Below are 16,813 nucleotides of genomic sequence, written 5' to 3'. Positions count from 1 at the left end.
ACGCGATACTCATCCTTGGCACAAAGCTCTTACGCATTAAGCACCAATGTTCGTGACTTTGGCAGCGGCCTGTTGAGGTGCCGCTTCAGGTTGTTTGGGCTTCAAAAGGTCTTTTGTGGCCAGCATCTTTTGAACAGCGCCATTGCTCAACATGAGGGTTTTGTCGGACGTCGAGAGCAAGTTCGCTTTATGCGTAATCACCACGACGGTCTTACCAAGCGCTTTGAGCGCGAGCAGACATTCTGCCAGGGCGTTCTCGCCTTCACTGTCGAGGTTGGAGTTTGGCTCATCCAGAACAATCAAACTTGGGGTGCGGAAAACCGCCCGTGCAAGCCCGATGCGCTGGCGCTGCCCGCCTGAGAGTTGCGCGCCGCCGTCGCCAATCTCCGTTGCGTACCCTTCTCTAAGACCCTGAATCATCTCATGCGCCCCGGCAAGCTGGGCCGCCGCAATGATCTCTTCATCCGTCGCATCTGTGGCAAAGCGCGCAATGTTCTCCGCCACCGTCCCAGAGAAAAGCTTAACCTCTTGAGCAAGATAGCCGATCGAGCCCCCCAGCTGATCCGGATCCCAGTGGCTAAGCTCTGTCCCGTCAAGCCGTACCGCGCCCGCCGCGGCGCCTGTTACGCCAACAAGCACCCGCGCAAGCGTCGATTTGCCCGACCCGCTTGGTCCAATCACCGCAAGTACAGTGCCGGCGTCAATGTTAAAGCTAATACCTTTAAGAAGCGGCTCACGCGTCCCGGGCACCACAGTTGATACGCCTTCAAGTGACAACGCACCCTTTGCCGGTGACTGCTCCAGCCGATCAGTCTCATCCAAGACGCTGTCGAAAAGCCGACCTAAGCGTTCATTCGCCTGGCGGGCGGAGATGAATTGCTTCCACTGTCCCACGGCTTGTTCGACCGGTGCCAGTGCCCGCCCCATCACAATCGACGCCGCAATCATGATGCCGGGGGAGATCTGCTGGTTCATGGCAAGGTAAGCGCCCGTCCCCAGGATGGCGACCTGCAGACTCATGCGTACGAACTTGGAACAGGACATGATAAATCCAGCCCAATCGCTCGCGGAGGCTTGGCTGTTAAGCATCACTTCACGCTGCTTGAGCCAGCGGCCAGAAAGCTCTTTGCCCATGCCCATAGCTTGAATCACATCAGCATTCTGCAAAGCAGCGTTGGCGAAATGCGCGGACCCTTGGCCTGCGTTGTTCGCCTCCTTCAAGGCAGATCGCGTCAGCAGCTCGTTCAGCAACGCGAGGGTAAAGATAATGACCGCGCCTGTCGTTGCGACAATGCCAAGCCAGGGGTGGAAGGCAAAGCACAATGCGAGGAACAGCGGCGTCCAAGGGGCGTCAAAGAAGGCCAAAATGCCCTGCCCTGTGATGAAATCACGCACTCGGTCGGCATCGCCCAATGCTGTCCGCGCACCCCCATTTGGGTTGGCCAACTGCAGGCGAACCACTCTTGAGAACATTGGCCCAGAAAGCACCTCGTCAAATTCCAAACCGGCACGCACCAGCATTCTTGAGCGGATGAACTCCAATAGGCCGTAGGTGACGAGAAGCCCCACCGCCACGCTTGTGATCATAAGAAGCGTATACTCACTCCGGCTGGCGAGCACTCGATCGTAAATCTGCAGCATGTAGAGCGGACCCACGAACATCAGCAGGTTCACAAAAAAACTAAAGATAACCGTCGCCAATAGGATGGCACGGAACCTTCCATAGGCCTGTTTCAATGCATTTGGTGCCGACATGAAGCAGCTTTCCCTCAAATACGCGTAGTTAAATTTGGGCTCTCATCCTCAGTACAGTGGATGTCTTACCCTACGTCAAAAAACCTTCGTGTCATAGAAAAAATGGGCCGCAATATGGCCCACTTATAGGTCAACAAAGATGACCCAGTTGAACACCGCAACATACAATATTCAGGCGAACTAAATTTTCGCCTGAATATAGCCCGATCTAGTTGATCTTATTAGCTATCAGCGGGCAGAGCTTCTTTTAGAGCGCCAATGTAAGCTTGGCGCGCGGTTTGCGTGATCGCAATCTCACGCTGCAGCTTCTGCACCTGCTGCTCGCAAATTTGAACATTCGCAAGCTGCTGCTTGGCGTCATCGCTCAGATTATCTGAATCGTATTCACGCCCATCAATGGTAACTTTTGCCAAAACGGCCTCCCTCAATACAAAATTATATAATGATTTTGTAGGCGAAGCTCCACTCAAGAGGAACCCCCAAGGCCAATATATAAAGGGAAAATTTGTATTTTTGGTAATTTTTACAGGTACGCTCGCATGGGTTCGCGCTATGCGCGAAGCAAGCCAATCTCAATTCGACAGATCAAGGTCCATACTGTGAACTAAATGCAACCTACACGCGCCCCAGCATCATGCCCAATCTGATCTAAGAGGAGGTCGCCGCAACAATATCTTGCGCCACATGCCTCCATGATCGTAGACCGACATGGCCTTGCGATATTTTAGCCTTTAGCTCGGAATAAAACTTTTTGTCCGAGCTTAGGCGCTCAACGAGCGCCGCAAGTGATTGAGGATCATCAGGGTCAAAATACTCAGCGAGATCACCACCGACTTCTCGTAGCGCCGGGACATCCGCCGCTATTCCTGGCGTTCCCATCCAAAGCGCTTCTCCAAGCGGAAGCCCCCACCCCTCCATAAAACTCGGGATCGCGAGAGCCAGCGCGTTCTCATAAAGAAACGCCAACTCGGCTTGGTTGGGATCAAGCACAAACTCTATTTTATCTCGGATGGAAGCGTATTCAGGTCGATCCACATAGGCGCATGTCCGTTTACGCTTTGCGCCAGCTAGGATCAGGTGAGGCACCGGGCGCCCGGCCTGCTCTAAAAGTAGCATTGCATTCACAAGGCATTCTAAATTCTTCCGCCCCGTCATTACCCCCACCCCAAGCAGATAAGGCACGCCTGGCAGATCGAGACTGATAGGCTCATCCGCCTTGCGCAGTTCTTGGGCAAGCGGCACCGGTACGACTGGCGGCAAGGCGCACATGCGACCTGCCGTAGAGAACCTTTCAATTTCATCTTTGGTGAATACAGAGTTTGTCAGCAGCTTTTCGGCATGCTCAACAACGATGTGATTGTCATGCGCAAAATTGCGCGCGAACATGCTTTGCCGCGGGTGCGCGTATTCATGCAGTGGGATCATATCATGCAGCAAAGGGAAAAACCGCGGCCGAACTCCCGCCTCATCCATCGCCACAAGATAGTCAGATATCATTTTGGGCCGCCCCAATGAAACCAGTATTTGCCCGTTGAGATCAACTTCGCGCACAGCGCCCGCCGGCACGGAGACACGCCATCTTTTCAAGCTGAACATTTGAACAACTTTGCGCATCAATGGATGGAGCGCATCGCGCAACGCATGTCGCCCCGGATAGCTATAGCGAAATCGTAGAGGCTTTGCTTCTATCGGAAGGCCGACATCAAAGACGCCATTCGCCGAGGCGGCTCCGATACGCGGCGTGACCTCAAAAAAACGGTCATGCGCAGGTGAGAAGATGACGAAGCGGACGTCCGCCTTCGACTGCGCCAACTCATATCCAACCTCTAGCACCGTACGGGCGATACCGTAGTACTTGAATTTAGAGCCAGCGGACAAAAACAACTCGGAAAGATCGTAATACACTGTCGCCATAGCTGCTCTCTATCATCCCTCGGAGTGTATAAATATCCCGTATATTTGCAGGGATGCTAGGTAAAGACAGTATACGGCCTTGCAAACTCCGACCACCAAGCTGGCACAAAACTAAAGAAATTGGCAAACACTGCGCGCTTTTCCACCCACAGTCAGTAGCGGCAAATCGCATGAGGCCGACCCCAAGCAAAAAGCCCCCAGAAGGTCTGGGGGCTTTCCGTCGACAGGAAACCCTGCCTTATGATTTAGCTTACGCGAACTGGAAGTTCTCGTTGTTGAGCATCTGACCAGTCAGGTTCTCAAGGCGGATCTCAAAGTCCAGACCCGAAGCCGCTGGATCGTTTGCAGTGACAACGATGTCGGTGCCATCATCCACGATGCTCAGGTCGGCAAGACCAGTGATACCCAAGCCCGACACATCCAGGATGGACAGACCGGAAAGACCTTCAGATGCGAAGGTATCGAAGCCTGTGATGCTCCAGATGTCACCCGCAGTGGCAACGTCAGTTGTGAACTCGTAGGTCACAATGCCGTCGTCGTTTGCAGCAACTTCATCCAGCTCAGTGACTGCAGCCTGCTGGTCGTTGAACCGGATTGTCACGTTGCGGTCCACAGTCTGGATACCACCTGCATTGGAATCCCGGTCGGTTGTGGGGTCCAGCATGGTCAGGGTCAGAGCAGACACTTCGCCTTCATAGTCAGAGAAGTCGATCAGCGACAGGACGTTGGTCAAACCATTGACTGTCACTGTGTCTTCCGGAGAAGCACCGTTGTCACCGCCACCTGTGATGTTCAGCGTCCGCGCAAAGACGGTTGCTTCATCATAAGTGCCTGGTGCACCGGTATCATCATCGCCTTGGCCGTCGAGCAGGTTCAGATCGAACACATAGTTGTTCGTAAATGTACTCTGATCATCATCCAGGTTCAGGTTGATCGTCCGGTAGTTCCCAACTTCGATCTCCGCACCCCCAGCACTGAAGTCGTTCAGGCCTTCAAAAGTTCCGGGGTTGAGGTCTTCAAAGTTCAGGTTCAGCTCATTGCTGTTGTTGGCGGCACCAGCGACAAAGCGCAGGTTATTGCCTTCAACTGTCGAACCATCGGTGTTGACTGTGATCTCTTCGTCACCGCCGGTGTTGATCATGGCCAAGTCGCCATTGAGGCGGTTGATCACATACTCTTCAACACCGCTTGCCGTTGCCGCATTGAACACACCTTGAGCATTCGCAAGAGTGGCATTGAACGGCGCACCGAACTGAATGGTCTCAAAGCCCGAGATGACAGCACCCGCTGTAAGTACACCGGAAAGCTGCAGCGTATCATTCGAACCTGCAGTACCAGTCACTTTGTCAGCACCAGCGTTGTTCAACACACCACCGTTAGTGGCCAGAACCAAATCACCAGTCAGGCCAGAACCGTCAATGGTTGCAGCCGCACCAGCCGTACCGCCAGGGCCATCCGCGTCTGCGAATGTGTCCACAGCAATGGTCAGATCCTGCGTCCCTTCCAGGGTCAATGTATTCAGCGCCGCGGCGTTGAACGATGTCACCTGGTTGGTGGTTTGAGCCCGGCCGTTGGACTGGATTTCCAGTGCACTGACACCTGCTTCAGGGTTGGTCACCGACAGGTTATTGACGGTAAGCTGCCCATTGGTGCGCGCTGTGTTCTCCAGAACGACTGTCGCCGTACCAACACCAACCTCATCCTGGATTTGATCCAGAGTGATTGTTCCGAAGTTCTGGTTGGCATTGTTGTTCGCGAAGGAGTTCAGAGTTTGGTTGCGGCCGGAAATGATGGCATCCGTACCCTCATCCAAGTTGCGCAGTGTGGTGCTTGCACCGAAATTGGTCGCAATTGCCACTGTGTCCAGACCCATCATATTACCGTTGATGAAGTCCTGCGTGGTGGTGCCACCACCTGCAACGACCAGGTTATCCACATTGGTGAAGGATTCCCAAGCACGCATGTTGCCAGCGCTGTCCATGGTTCCATCGACAGAGGAGCGAACTTCGACAGTGTTCACGCCACCTTCGCCGTCAATGGAGATGCTGTCCTTCATGTCCATGTTGGTGAGGTTGAAACGGTCGTCGCCGTCCCCGCCAATCAGGTCGAGCGTGAAGTCGTCATCTGCTGCAACGTCGTCAGACACATTCAAGCTCAGGTTAGAACCTGCATCACCCATGTGGTAGGTGAACTGCACAACGCCATTGTCGGGGTCGAGGTATTTGTCGAACACGTCGTTGCTAAGCAAATCTGCAGCGATCATGGTCTGGCCGTCAAAGCCTTCAGCGTTGAAGACGCGGACGTTCTGCAGACCAAGGTTGCCGCCATTGGTGGTCAAACGACCGTCAGTGGTGGTCTCTTCGCCGTTGGAGCTGATGGTACGGTTACCGATCTTCAGATCACCGGTGTCCTGCGTGCCGTCAGCATTGCCGCGGGTCACATTCACCACTTCCAGTTGCTCTTCCGAGAAGATGTCACCACGGTTCAGCGACCGCAGAGTGGAAATGTGGCTGTCGTCATCGACAACAACGTCCATTACCTCGATGCCGCGCTCGCCGGACATGCCCGCGATGTTCACGCCACCCCCTTCAGAGCCGTTACCAGCATCGTCCAGGAAGACAGAGGTGCGTGTCGGCAGCATCTCAAGGTTCTCACCGACTTCAACGCGGTTACGCACGTCGATGCCTGTGAAGCCCAGCAGAACAGCTGTGGCCGGGTCTGCATTCAGTGCACCGCCTTCGCTGTCAGAGATGGTGAACACACCGTCGCCAACATGGGAGACCGTCAGGTTCTCCAGGCCAGCGGTGGCATCGATCTGAGCTGTCAGAGCGGTTTCCAGATCGGCCCAAGTGTCGGCTGCCGAAATATCAGCAGATTCCAACTCGTATTCTGTGCCGTCCAATTCGAAGGTCACTTTGCCAACAGCAATGTTGGACAGCTCAGCACCGGGAACCAACACGTCTGCGTTAATTTCCTGGATGGTCAGCGTCAGGATGGATTCAGAATCCACGTCGCCTTCCAGATAGTTGGCGTTGATGTAGGCTGTCAGACCGGCGTAAGGATCGGTCTCGTTCAGACCAAAGGCCGTGTCCATCGGCTTGGAGCGAATGTCTTCGATCTGGATGTTGCTGCGGCTGTTGTCAGACCACCACTGCTCGACACCCATCATCTTCTCCGCATCGATTTTGGAGAAGTTAAGGAACGGCGCGCCGCCGGTATCAATGTTGTTGGTCTGCTCACGCAGGTTCACAACCTCGATGCCGTTTGTTGTGGCAGAAATCGCCGGGCCAACAGGAACGGTGCCAGAGGTGGTCAGCGTCAGGTCCACGTTCAACGTGTCCATGCCTTCGCCACCGTCCAGCATGTCGCCGGATTCAAAGGTGTTGGTCACAGCGCCCAGCATGTTTTGTGCGAGCGGTGCCGTGAACACATCATCACCGGAGGTGCCGGTCAGATCGTCAACGCCAACGGTCAGGACAGTGGAGCCAGCCGGTGTTTCGCCGTAAGCGTCCACATAGGCATCAGTCTCGGCTTGACCTTCTGCAACGGATTCAGGTGTCGCATCCACACCATCGAGAACGCCTTTGGCAGAAGCTTCAGCGGCGGCGTTGATGCTGCCGTCTTCATTGAAGTAGGAGAAGCCAGGAATGTCGGCAGTCGACTGAACCCAATCGAGCGCAACGGCTGTTTTGTTGTTCAGGATGGTCAGGTCTTGACCAGCAGCGGAATCCTGGGCACCCGACTGGATGTCGATGATCATGCGACCTGCGGATTTGCCGCCAGCTAGTTCACCCACCCAGTACGCCAGGCCATCGGCATCGGGAGCACGGTTAAACAGGTTGAGGTAAACAGCTGTAATAAAGGCCTCTGGCGACGCCACTTGCGGGTTCGCCAGGAAAGGATAAAGGCCTGTCGCTTCGGGCTGAACCGAGAACGACTGCGCAATGTCCAGGTAGGACATGTTGGGGTTGTTATCTAGCTCATTGATCCAATAGTTGAGCCCCGTTGGGTTGGGGGCGCGATCAAAGTAGCCGATGTACAGCTGTACGATCTGATCGATTTGGGCTTGCGTAGCCATGGGTGAAATACCTCCAGAAATTTGTGAACCGCGTTCACTGCTCGATAAATGCCTCGGTCAACAACGTTGCCCTACAGGCACGACCGAACAGAGCCTTTGGCTCATAAATCATGGTATAACTTTAACTGTACACTTCGCGCAATAATAAACTGTATAGCAAAACTCATACCCCCATAGGTGGTGCCTTTGTCCTGGCGACCGAGAACACCCGCAGGGCGGCCTGTCGGAGAGGGTAATCGTGCAACAGGCCACAAAGAGTGCGCGCCGCGTCCAGAGGCCAACAAGCCATATTACTTAATAGATATCAGTTATTTGAGCGGCGAATCTAAGATTATAGATTAACTTGAGAGAGCGCCGCAGAATATGTGCAACAAACCCCTATGAGCGCCAGCCCGCGCTCCGCTTAAAGCACAGGCGCCAAGCCGGAACACCATGACCTATCGGCCTAGAGCTCAAGCGCCCCATCCCCTCTTTGCAGGCCGCGCCAACCCTAAGGCGCCAGTCAAAACAGCCTGAGGCGCTTGCCAGGCTGATCCTCCTCCAAAGACGTAACCTATTATAGCGACAGCAGCGCGTTCCCCTCACGAGGCGCTCGCAACACCAAACCTTCAGTTTCTCTGAAGACTGCGCAATACGCGATCTAGTGCCTGGCCCTGCTTGGAAAGCTTCGCGGGACTATCTTTAACCAGATTATAATAAGCCGCCGCATCATAGGTTTGCATCGGCAAGCCCAAATCCTTTGCGGTCAGGCGACCCGTGGCCGACAAGACAAAATAGGCCGCAACGTAGAGATTGGCGCGCGCCGCAACGCGCGTCGATTCCGCATCCAAAAGCGCTTGCTCAGCATTAAGAACATCAAGCGTGGTACGCGCACCCAGCCTCGCTTCCTCACGCACCCCTTCAAAGGCCGTGCGGGCCGCTTGTATTTGGCGCTCCGACGCCTCCAGCTGGGCGCGCGCAGACCTCAGCCCAGCATAGGCATTGCCAACATCCTGGACGACATTCTTACTAACGACATGCAAATTGGCGCGTTGGCTATCATGCTGTGCCATCGCACGCCTCACCGCAGAAGACAGCGCGCCTCCTTGATAAATCGTCTGATTGGCTTCCACCCCCACATTACCACTGCGGGTATAGCTGTTACTATTGAACGTTTCCGTCAGGCCATAATTCCCCTTGAGGGTCACGCGAGGCGCCATGGCCGCCTCGTTGGCGCTTACCGCCAAACGAGCAGCTGCCACTTGATGTTGCGCCGCCAAGACCGAAGGATGCCGGCGCACGGCAAGCGCTTTGGCCGTCTCCAAACTTGCCTCAATGTTTGGCAGGCTTGGTGGGGGACTAAGATTGACAGGCTTGCGACCTATGGCCGTGCGGTACTCTTCTACTGCGCGCAACAACTCCCCTTCTGCAGCAGCCAGATTGCTGCGTGCCTGTGCGAGCTGCGCTTGGGCAAGTGCGACATCCGTATTTGTAACTTCCCCAACCTCAAGGCGATAGCGCGTCGCGCGCAGCTCTTCGACAAGGAACTGTAAGTTCTTGTTGCGCAGCTCAACAACGTCAGACGCCTCAATGACCCCCATATAAGCCGCCACAGCCCGCAGAAGCACCCGCTGCTCAATATCGATCAATGTCTGCCTGGTCGCCAGCACAGTCTCCTTAGCCGCCTCAACCCGGTACTGACTGGCACCGAAGTCATAAATCAGCAACTCGGCAATCAAATTGATTGAGGCGGTGAGGCTTTCAGTCGATTGCGCGGTGGGGATGCCAGAACTCCGCAGAGAGCCAAAGTTCTGCGTCAATCCCCCCGCCCAACGCAGCACAGGTTCTAGCGTAGCCTGGGCGCTGGCCACCTCCTCATCTGCGGCCCGTAGCAGGGCCCGGTTTTGCTCTAGCAGACCTGAATGCTGATACGCGCCAATCAGAGCATCAGCCAAAGTCTCTGCAAACGCGGGGCGAGGCAGTATCACCACCAATGCGAATGACAGCGCCGTGACGCCCCTTCGCACAGCGCCTTTAAACCCGACCATACCCATTTGACTGCCCACTGCCTGCACGTACCCACCTTGCAATCCCGCCAGATCAAACAACTAGGGAGTAAGGGGCTCTACGCTTTAATTTATTTATAGTGTATCATCTTTACTCTACTGCTAGGTTTCCCTCCCCTTTGTGTCAAGCAAAGCCACCACTCCAACCCCTTAGAGGGTGAGGACCTTGGCAGCCGCCTCAAGACGCCATGCTCGCATCCCAGAACCCTGCGCCTCTAAGGCCACACTCATGCCACATGCTTTCTCTAGAGAGAGCTTTCGAGTTCGCCCGCCCCCCGCGATCTGACAAAGCACCAAGTGCATCCGCCACCCTTTGCCTCACTCTGGAAGCCAAATGACACCATATTTTCAGTTGTCTGACACAGACAAAGCTAATTTTCTCAATGAGAATTGGTCTGCCTTGAACAGTGGACACAAGCACAACGAAACAACCGTCACTTATAGCTTCCTCACCCATGAAGATGGCCGGGTCTCAGAAGACTACCTGGATGACGCACCTTTCGTCTTTGAAGCCTTCTCCTTGGCGGAGCGGCAAGCTGTCAGCTTCTACTTAGACTACATCGAGAGCTTCTCGAAGCTGACGTTTAAAGAAGTAGAGAGCAATGACGGGCAGTTGGGATTTGGCTTTCACAACATGGAGGTCGGAGGTTACGCGCATTACCCCTACCCCGGCGATCAAGCCGTATTTCTCAACACCGACGCGCGCCTGCAAACACAGCGCGAAGACTTCCACTATATTTTAGCCCATGAGATCGGTCACGCCGTCGGCCTGAGCCATCCCTGGGAAGGCCAAATGCCCGCTTTCGCCGAAAGCCCCCACGATATGCGGCTCGTGACCACCATGTCCTACAACAGCGTTCTGTTCGACAGTGGCTCCACCCAAAAAGGTTTTGTTACAGGGTTCCAAGCGCTCGATATTGCCGCTCTTCAAAACATCTACGGCCCGCGGATATCGAACGTCGACAATGTCTTCGCGCTCAATGAGCACGGGCACATGGGCAAGTCGGGTGCGCATTGGAACATGTCCATTCTTACGCCCATCACCTTGGTCGATACCGGCGGTACGGATACCGTGGATGCAAGCAGCTTGACCCAGACCAGCACGACAATATTCGATTTCAGCAAAGGTCTATTTCTCGACACAGAGCAAATAATCGAAGTCTACAACTGGAACCAACAGACCTGGGCGGACCCCATAACCCCCGACACCACCCTAGCCCGCCTACAAATCCAGCCCGGCACTGTCATTGAACATTACATCGGCACCCACGGCGTTGATCTGGTGATCGCAGGCTATGGAGATCAGATCATTAACGGTGGCAGTGGCGTTGATACGGTTAGCTATACCGGCCACCAAAACAGCTATACGCTGGCGCTTAGCGCCGACCGCACCGCCCTCATTGACCGTCGTCCTGAGCAAAATGGTACAGACACCCTGGTCGACATCGAATTTCTAAGCTTCGATACCGGCATTAAGGGCGATAAGTTCGACTTGTCGCTCTTCGGAGGCTCCGCACAGCTCGCCGAGGCAGATATGCTAAATATGGTGGAGCTCTATATTGCCTACTTCAACCGCGCCCCTGATGCGATGGGCTTGAATTATTGGGGCACCGAGTTTTCCAAAGGATACTCCTTGCCCGAAATGGCCGAGAGCTTCTTCGTGCAACCTGAAACGCGCGGCACTTATGAAGCCGCTCTAGACGCTGACGGGACTTTAACGGATGCGGATGCTTTTGTTGCCGCCGGTTACAATAATGTGCTTGGCCGTACGGCGGATCAAAGCGGCTTCGACTACTGGGTGAATGAACTGCAAAATAACCCCGACATCACGGCGGGCATCTTCATCCTCGCCATCCTCAATGGCGCCAAGTACCCCAGCAACCCCACTCCCCAATCTGCTCTCGATCAGCAATACCTTGAGACAAAGACAGACCTAGGCGCCTATTTTGCCGTCATTAAAGGCATGTCGGATGTTGATCATGCCGTTGAGGTCATGGGGCAGTATGATGGGACCGAAGCGGGCATTGAGGCCGCCATCAATGCAACAGACAGCTTCTACGGCGACGCTCTCAATGCAACCCAGGGCGAGTTCTTAATGCCTATGATCGGCGTGCTGGACGACCCTTTTGCAATAGCGTGACATCCGCCAAAAGGCCCAGCCTCTCAGTAGCCGCACCGTTCTTAAGCGAACCCATCACAAACCGCCCCGCAAAGGGCAGCTACGCTTAAATGTGAGAGATGGAGCCTGTCTTGTGGCATCTCAGGTCTCGAGCCCGCATATACGCCCCGCCGACACCACCCGTGCGAACCGATCCCCCTAGGACTTCGAGGAAAGCCGCCTGCGGCCTTCCCTCAAACCCGTATGAATCGATGCCAAAGAGCGCGCCCAAGGATCATAGACTTGGCCGTCGAAAGACAAAAAACGCAAAACTGATTCAATGAGCGCATAATATCTTTAGTATATCCAATATACCTAAGTATGTCACATTAAATACCTAAGTATATTTTAATGACTTATTTATGCCCCATACATCAAAAAAACCACAATCATTACATCTTTAGAGCTATTCCATATTGCGCGCACCCTAAAGTTGTGCCTTGATTTAGAGAAGCGGACTATCGCTCATCGCTAGTGCAGAAGCGCTATGTATTTAGGTCAAACGAAGAGGTTATTGCTCCCCATGATTATTAAGTTCCTCAAAATATTCGCGCGCGACGAAGACGGTGCAACTGCAATTGAATATGGGCTGTTTGCTGCTCTGATCGCGGCCGTTATTGTCGGCACAGTCACAACGCTTGGCACACAAGTACACAGCGGCTTTGAAACTATTAGTACTGAGCTATCAGGCAATACATCTGTAGACTAATCATAACATCTGTAGACTAATCATAATTTAAAGTATTGAAATTGCGGATTTTTTACGTCATAATCTCCTCTCTAGCTCTGGCCTGCGGCGTGGCCTGGGTGAGCGTTCAGGCGAATAATTCGCCTGAACCGCCTCCCATCCCAGAAATAGCGACCAACACGCCACTTATTGCGCCAACAAAACAATATCTATTCGCAGTAAGAGAAATTGAAACAGGGCATTCTATTTCTCCTGACATAATCAGATCACAGGAAATAGAAGTCAGCCAAACCAGCGACAATCTAATTCTAGACACACCAGAAAACAGGGCTGCATTGACGGCATTGCTCGCCAGCCGAGCGATACCAATGAATACACCTTTTGTTTCGACAGACCTCTTACCACCCGCAAAACCCGCCGCTACTGTCGAAGTCCCGCCTACTCCAATGGAAGCAGGGTCGCCGACCGGCGTGTCGGCTTCCCTTAAGCCCAATATGAGGGCCATCGCCCTGCCTCTGACAGGAGAAACGGCCACTGCCGGCTTAATCTCCCTCCGAGACAGAATTGATATTATGGTTTCTTACTTGCGACCCGATGGGGTTCGCGCCGTCCGCACGGTGCTGCGCAATGTGCAAGTGATCGCGACGGATCAACCCGAGACATCTAACGGTAAAGCAAACCGCACCCCCCCTAAAGTGATTACCCTAGAACTCCATCCCGAGGGGGCTAAAGTGCTGACTTTGGCCAAACATACTGGCGACCTGATCCTAACGCTTAGCGACGAGACCGGCGATGAGATGCCAATAATCGCCGATGATACGCCGGTCCTGTCTACGCAAATCTCTGGTCTTCCCGCACCCAGTATAGCGCCCCCCAGCCCACCCGCCGTCCAAATTATCCGGGGCAGCACCAGCAAGAAGGATCAAGCCCAGTCGACACAGTAAACGTTGCCCCACGGCTGCCGAAATCTGCTTCAGGCGCTGCGGGATCGCTTCGATAACCCCATATTAATTAAAAGTTTTATGATTTCAAAAGTGCTGCCCACACCCGCCAAACTTTTAACTCTTCTTCTCTTAGGAACCGGCGCCATGGCACTGCCAAAAGCCACGTCAGCCCAAACCTTAATCGAAACCACCGGCCGTCCCATCGACTTGTTTGCTGGAGAAGGCAAACTGGTGAAGCTTGATACGCCATCGCAAACTGTGTTTCTGGCCGACCCCGAAATTGCGGACGTGGAGATCAAGTCACCAAACTTGGTTTATATTTACGGCAAAGCCATGGGGGAAACGACACTGTTTGTCATCGACACCGATGATGAGGTCTCCGTTGCCAGTTCCGTCAAGGTGACAACGAATGTCGACGCGTTGAATAATGCGGCCCAAGCATCTGTTCCGGGCAACGCGTTTTCAGTGGTCGAAGTTGACGGCGCCCTGGTCTTGAGCGGTCGCGTGGGCACTTTGCAAGAGGCCGAACAGGTAGAGAGAGTTGTTCAGCGCCTCGCAGGCGAGACAGTCCCTGTGGTGAACGGTCTGGCGCTCGACACACCGCCCCAAGTCAACCTTCAGGTCAAAATCGCTGAGGTCTCACGCACCGTAACGGAAGACTTAGGCACCAACTGGATGTCTTTGTCGGGCAATGGCCTGACGGGAGGGACTGCGGTTACGGGGGGATATTCCTTAGCTTCTCAATTCAGCGTGGGAAGCAGCTTTCAAGGCGTTACGCTTGAAGCACTCAAAAACGAAGGCCTCGTGACCATCTTGTCAGAACCAAACTTGACGGCGCGCTCGGGCGACAAAGCCTCGTTCTTAGCCGGGGGGCGGTTTCCCTATCAAACTCAATCAGGCGACGGAGAGGTGCGTGTTGTGTTCGAACCCTATGGCGTTGAACTGGATTTTGAACCTGAGGTGCAAAGATCCGACAAAATCAAGCTAATCGTCAACACCAAGATCCGTGAGATCGACTTCTCGAAAGGCAGCACCACTGATCTGCAAAACCTTCCTCTTATTCTCGAGCGCAGCGCCGCCACGACCATTGAGGTGAGCAGCGGCCAGAGCTTTGCGATCGCTGGCATGTTCAAGGCAACATCGCAGCAAAATATCAAGCAGATCCCCGGCCTGGGTGAGATCCCTCTTATTGGAGCCCTCTTCCAGTCTACCAGCTTCCAAAAAGGTGAGACCGAGCTTGTCATTATTGTCACGCCCTACTTGGTCGAGCCAGGCACCCCTAACAAATTCAAAACGCCGCTCAACAAATTTGCACCCGCAAGCCGACAAGGGCGCAACCTACAAGGCGAGCTCACCTTCGGTGTGGCAGCGGATGGTCCAAGCTCGGTTTCGGTAAAAAGCATCAATGGCAAGGCAGGGCTTATTCTTCAATGATCTCCCAGTTCGTCAAACCCTCCGTTGCAAGCACCATGATTGCCATATGCTTTTCAGTATCGGCCTGCACCACACCGCAGCCCGCTGTCGGCGTTACAGAAAGGCTGTCCGCCCCTTATGTAGAAGCACAACATCAGTATCGATTTGCACCCAAATCGTCAGCCCTGTCGACATCAGAGCGCACAGCAATCAACCACTTTCTACATCGGCATTCTCTGCGCGCAGGCGACGTCGTGATTGTGAGCATTCCGACCAGTGGGTCGCCCAAAACCGACGCTGCACGCGTCCAGACAATACACGCAGCCCTTGCACGCGTACCTGCCCGCATTCGCATCGGTATGGAGGAGAGCTTCTCCACCGCACCCACAGTGCCACGGCAAACAGGTCTCATTCGAGTAGCACGCGCGCAGGGCATTCGCGTTGATTGCCAAGCGGGTGTTGCGGACTTGGGGTGCGCAAACGCGATTAACCTTGCTGTCATGATCCACGAACCGGGTGACGTTTTGGCACCTGCACCGACCGCTAGGACTGCACAGCCGCAAGGAGAGTAATGTGAACCGCCCCGTATCCGCAAATACCATCCGCCACGGCACGATAAAGATTGAAGCGTTCATTGATACTCAAGATGCAAAAGCTGCGATTGAATTGGTCCAACGCCAGATCGGTTCCGGCGGGCAAGTTCAGTACCATTCAGGCACCTTGGCAACCGCCGCACGCCTGGCAGGCATGACGTCACTAGGCGACATTCTAGTCGCCGAACTAGGAACTGACGATAAAGCGGTCAATCTGGGACTTATCAATGATCTGGTCGCTGAAGGGCTCCAATTGGTTCTGCTTGGCCGTCAGAACGATATCGACACCTACAGAAGTTATATCAATGCAGGGGTATATGAATACCTTGCGCTTCCAGTTGAACCCGACGCCCAAGTAAAGTTCGAACGACGAGAGCAACCTACGGCCCAGATTTCAACCTTTGCCAGCGCGCGGACGATCGGCATTTGCGGTGTGACTGGCGGCGTCGGGGCCAGTGCCCTCGCGACCAACCTTGCTGTCAGCTATCTAGACCTTACGCGCTCTGGGAAACTCGCGCGCGACAATCTAGGGCGCGTCGCCTTGCTCGATGCCGATCTGCATTTTGGATCGCTCGCAGTAGACCTCGATATTGAGACAACCCCTGGCCTGCTTGAGGCTCTGCTGGCTCCGGAACGGGTAGATAGCACCTTTCTGAACGCTACGATGTCTTCACCCCTTAAGGGCCTGTCAGTCTACTCCGCAGAAACGACGGAACCAGGAAGGCTGCAAAACTACGAAGCAGGCTTTCCAGCTTTGCTAGAGCAGATCAAAGCAGCCCAGCCTACCGTAATCGTTGATCTGCCGCGTAGACTCTTACTGCAAAACCCGGAAACGGCTGAAAGCCTCGACGAATTAGTTCTTTTGGTCGGACAGGGGTTCGGATCGATACGCAGTTGCAGCAGGCTGCTCCACCGGCTCGCAGATCAGGCGCAAGCTCCACGTATGACCTGCGTGCTGTCCCAAACCCGTCGCGACGCAGGGCTGCGTAAGTCAGAAATTTCTACAGCCTTAAACAGAGAGATCGCCCTGACCCTGCCGTACTGCGCCACAGATCTGGCACGTGCTTCAATCAAAGGGAAACCCCTGCAAAAGCTATCTGCGCGCAGCAAATACGGCCGCACAATATCAAAGCTCGCAGTGCATTTAGAACGACCTTCACAAACCTCAACCGCATCCAAACGGCGCTTTTGGCCCAAGAAGCAGGCGATGAGCCATGTCTGAAGG

10 protein-coding genes are annotated in these 16,813 nt (G+C 54.3%); 5 read left to right on the top strand and 5 right to left on the bottom strand.

Features of this window, described 5'->3' with window-relative positions; translation table 11 throughout:
- Positions 1–36: 36 nt before the first annotated feature.
- The 5 genes from ACSQ16_RS00430 to ACSQ16_RS00410 form a co-directional block, all read right to left on the bottom strand.
- Positions 37–1,755, bottom strand: a complete 1,719-nt coding sequence (locus tag ACSQ16_RS00430; protein WP_435988336.1) for a type I secretion system permease/ATPase — start codon at positions 1,753–1,755, stop codon at positions 37–39.
- 221 nt (positions 1,756–1,976) lie between these two features.
- Complete coding sequence (locus tag ACSQ16_RS00425; protein WP_209219724.1) at positions 1,977–2,168, bottom strand: DUF6447 family protein; 192 nt, start codon at positions 2,166–2,168, stop codon at positions 1,977–1,979.
- 235 nt (positions 2,169–2,403) lie between these two features.
- Positions 2,404–3,669, bottom strand: coding sequence for a glycosyltransferase (locus ACSQ16_RS00420; protein ID WP_435988335.1), 1,266 nt, complete (start codon positions 3,667–3,669; stop codon positions 2,404–2,406).
- Positions 3,670–3,919: 250 nt separating this feature from the next.
- A complete protein-coding gene (locus ACSQ16_RS00415; RefSeq protein WP_435988334.1) occupies positions 3,920–7,747 on the bottom strand; it encodes a DUF4214 domain-containing protein in 3,828 nt (1,275 codons plus the stop codon).
- 608 nt (positions 7,748–8,355) lie between these two features.
- Positions 8,356–9,780 carry a TolC family outer membrane protein gene (locus ACSQ16_RS00410; RefSeq protein ID WP_435988440.1) on the bottom strand — a complete coding sequence of 475 codons (1,425 nt, stop codon included), beginning with the start codon at positions 9,778–9,780 and terminating at the stop codon, positions 8,356–8,358.
- 346 nt (positions 9,781–10,126) lie between these two features.
- On the opposite strand from ACSQ16_RS00410, the gene ACSQ16_RS00405 reads away from it, so the two are divergent.
- The 5 genes from ACSQ16_RS00405 to ACSQ16_RS00385 all read left to right on the top strand — a co-directional run bounded on the left by ACSQ16_RS00405 (position 10,127) and on the right by ACSQ16_RS00385 (position 16,810).
- Complete coding sequence (locus ACSQ16_RS00405; RefSeq protein ID WP_435988333.1) at positions 10,127–11,932, top strand: DUF4214 domain-containing protein; 1,806 nt, start codon at positions 10,127–10,129, stop codon at positions 11,930–11,932.
- 541 nt (positions 11,933–12,473) lie between these two features.
- Positions 12,474–12,659 (top strand): Flp family type IVb pilin, encoded by a 186-nt coding sequence (locus tag ACSQ16_RS00400; RefSeq protein ID WP_435988332.1) that lies wholly within the window; start codon positions 12,474–12,476, stop codon positions 12,657–12,659.
- A gap of 35 nt (positions 12,660–12,694) precedes the next feature.
- A complete protein-coding gene (gene cpaB / locus ACSQ16_RS00395; RefSeq protein WP_435988331.1) occupies positions 12,695–13,582 on the top strand; it encodes a Flp pilus assembly protein CpaB in 888 nt (295 codons plus the stop codon).
- Between the two features lie 144 nt (positions 13,583–13,726).
- Positions 13,727–15,016, top strand: a complete 1,290-nt coding sequence (locus tag ACSQ16_RS00390) for a type II and III secretion system protein family protein (RefSeq protein WP_435988330.1) — start codon at positions 13,727–13,729, stop codon at positions 15,014–15,016.
- 552 nt (positions 15,017–15,568) lie between these two features.
- Positions 15,569–16,810, top strand: a complete 1,242-nt coding sequence (locus ACSQ16_RS00385) for an AAA family ATPase (protein ID WP_435988329.1) — start codon at positions 15,569–15,571, stop codon at positions 16,808–16,810.
- Positions 16,811–16,813 lie beyond the last annotated feature (3 nt).

The sequence above is a fragment of the Sulfitobacter sp. SH24 genome (assembly GCF_965641895.1).
Lineage (GTDB): Bacteria > Pseudomonadota > Alphaproteobacteria > Rhodobacterales > Rhodobacteraceae > Sulfitobacter > Sulfitobacter dubius.
Note: the sequence above shows the minus strand (reverse complement) of the source record. Positions and strands in the feature narration are given on the sequence as shown.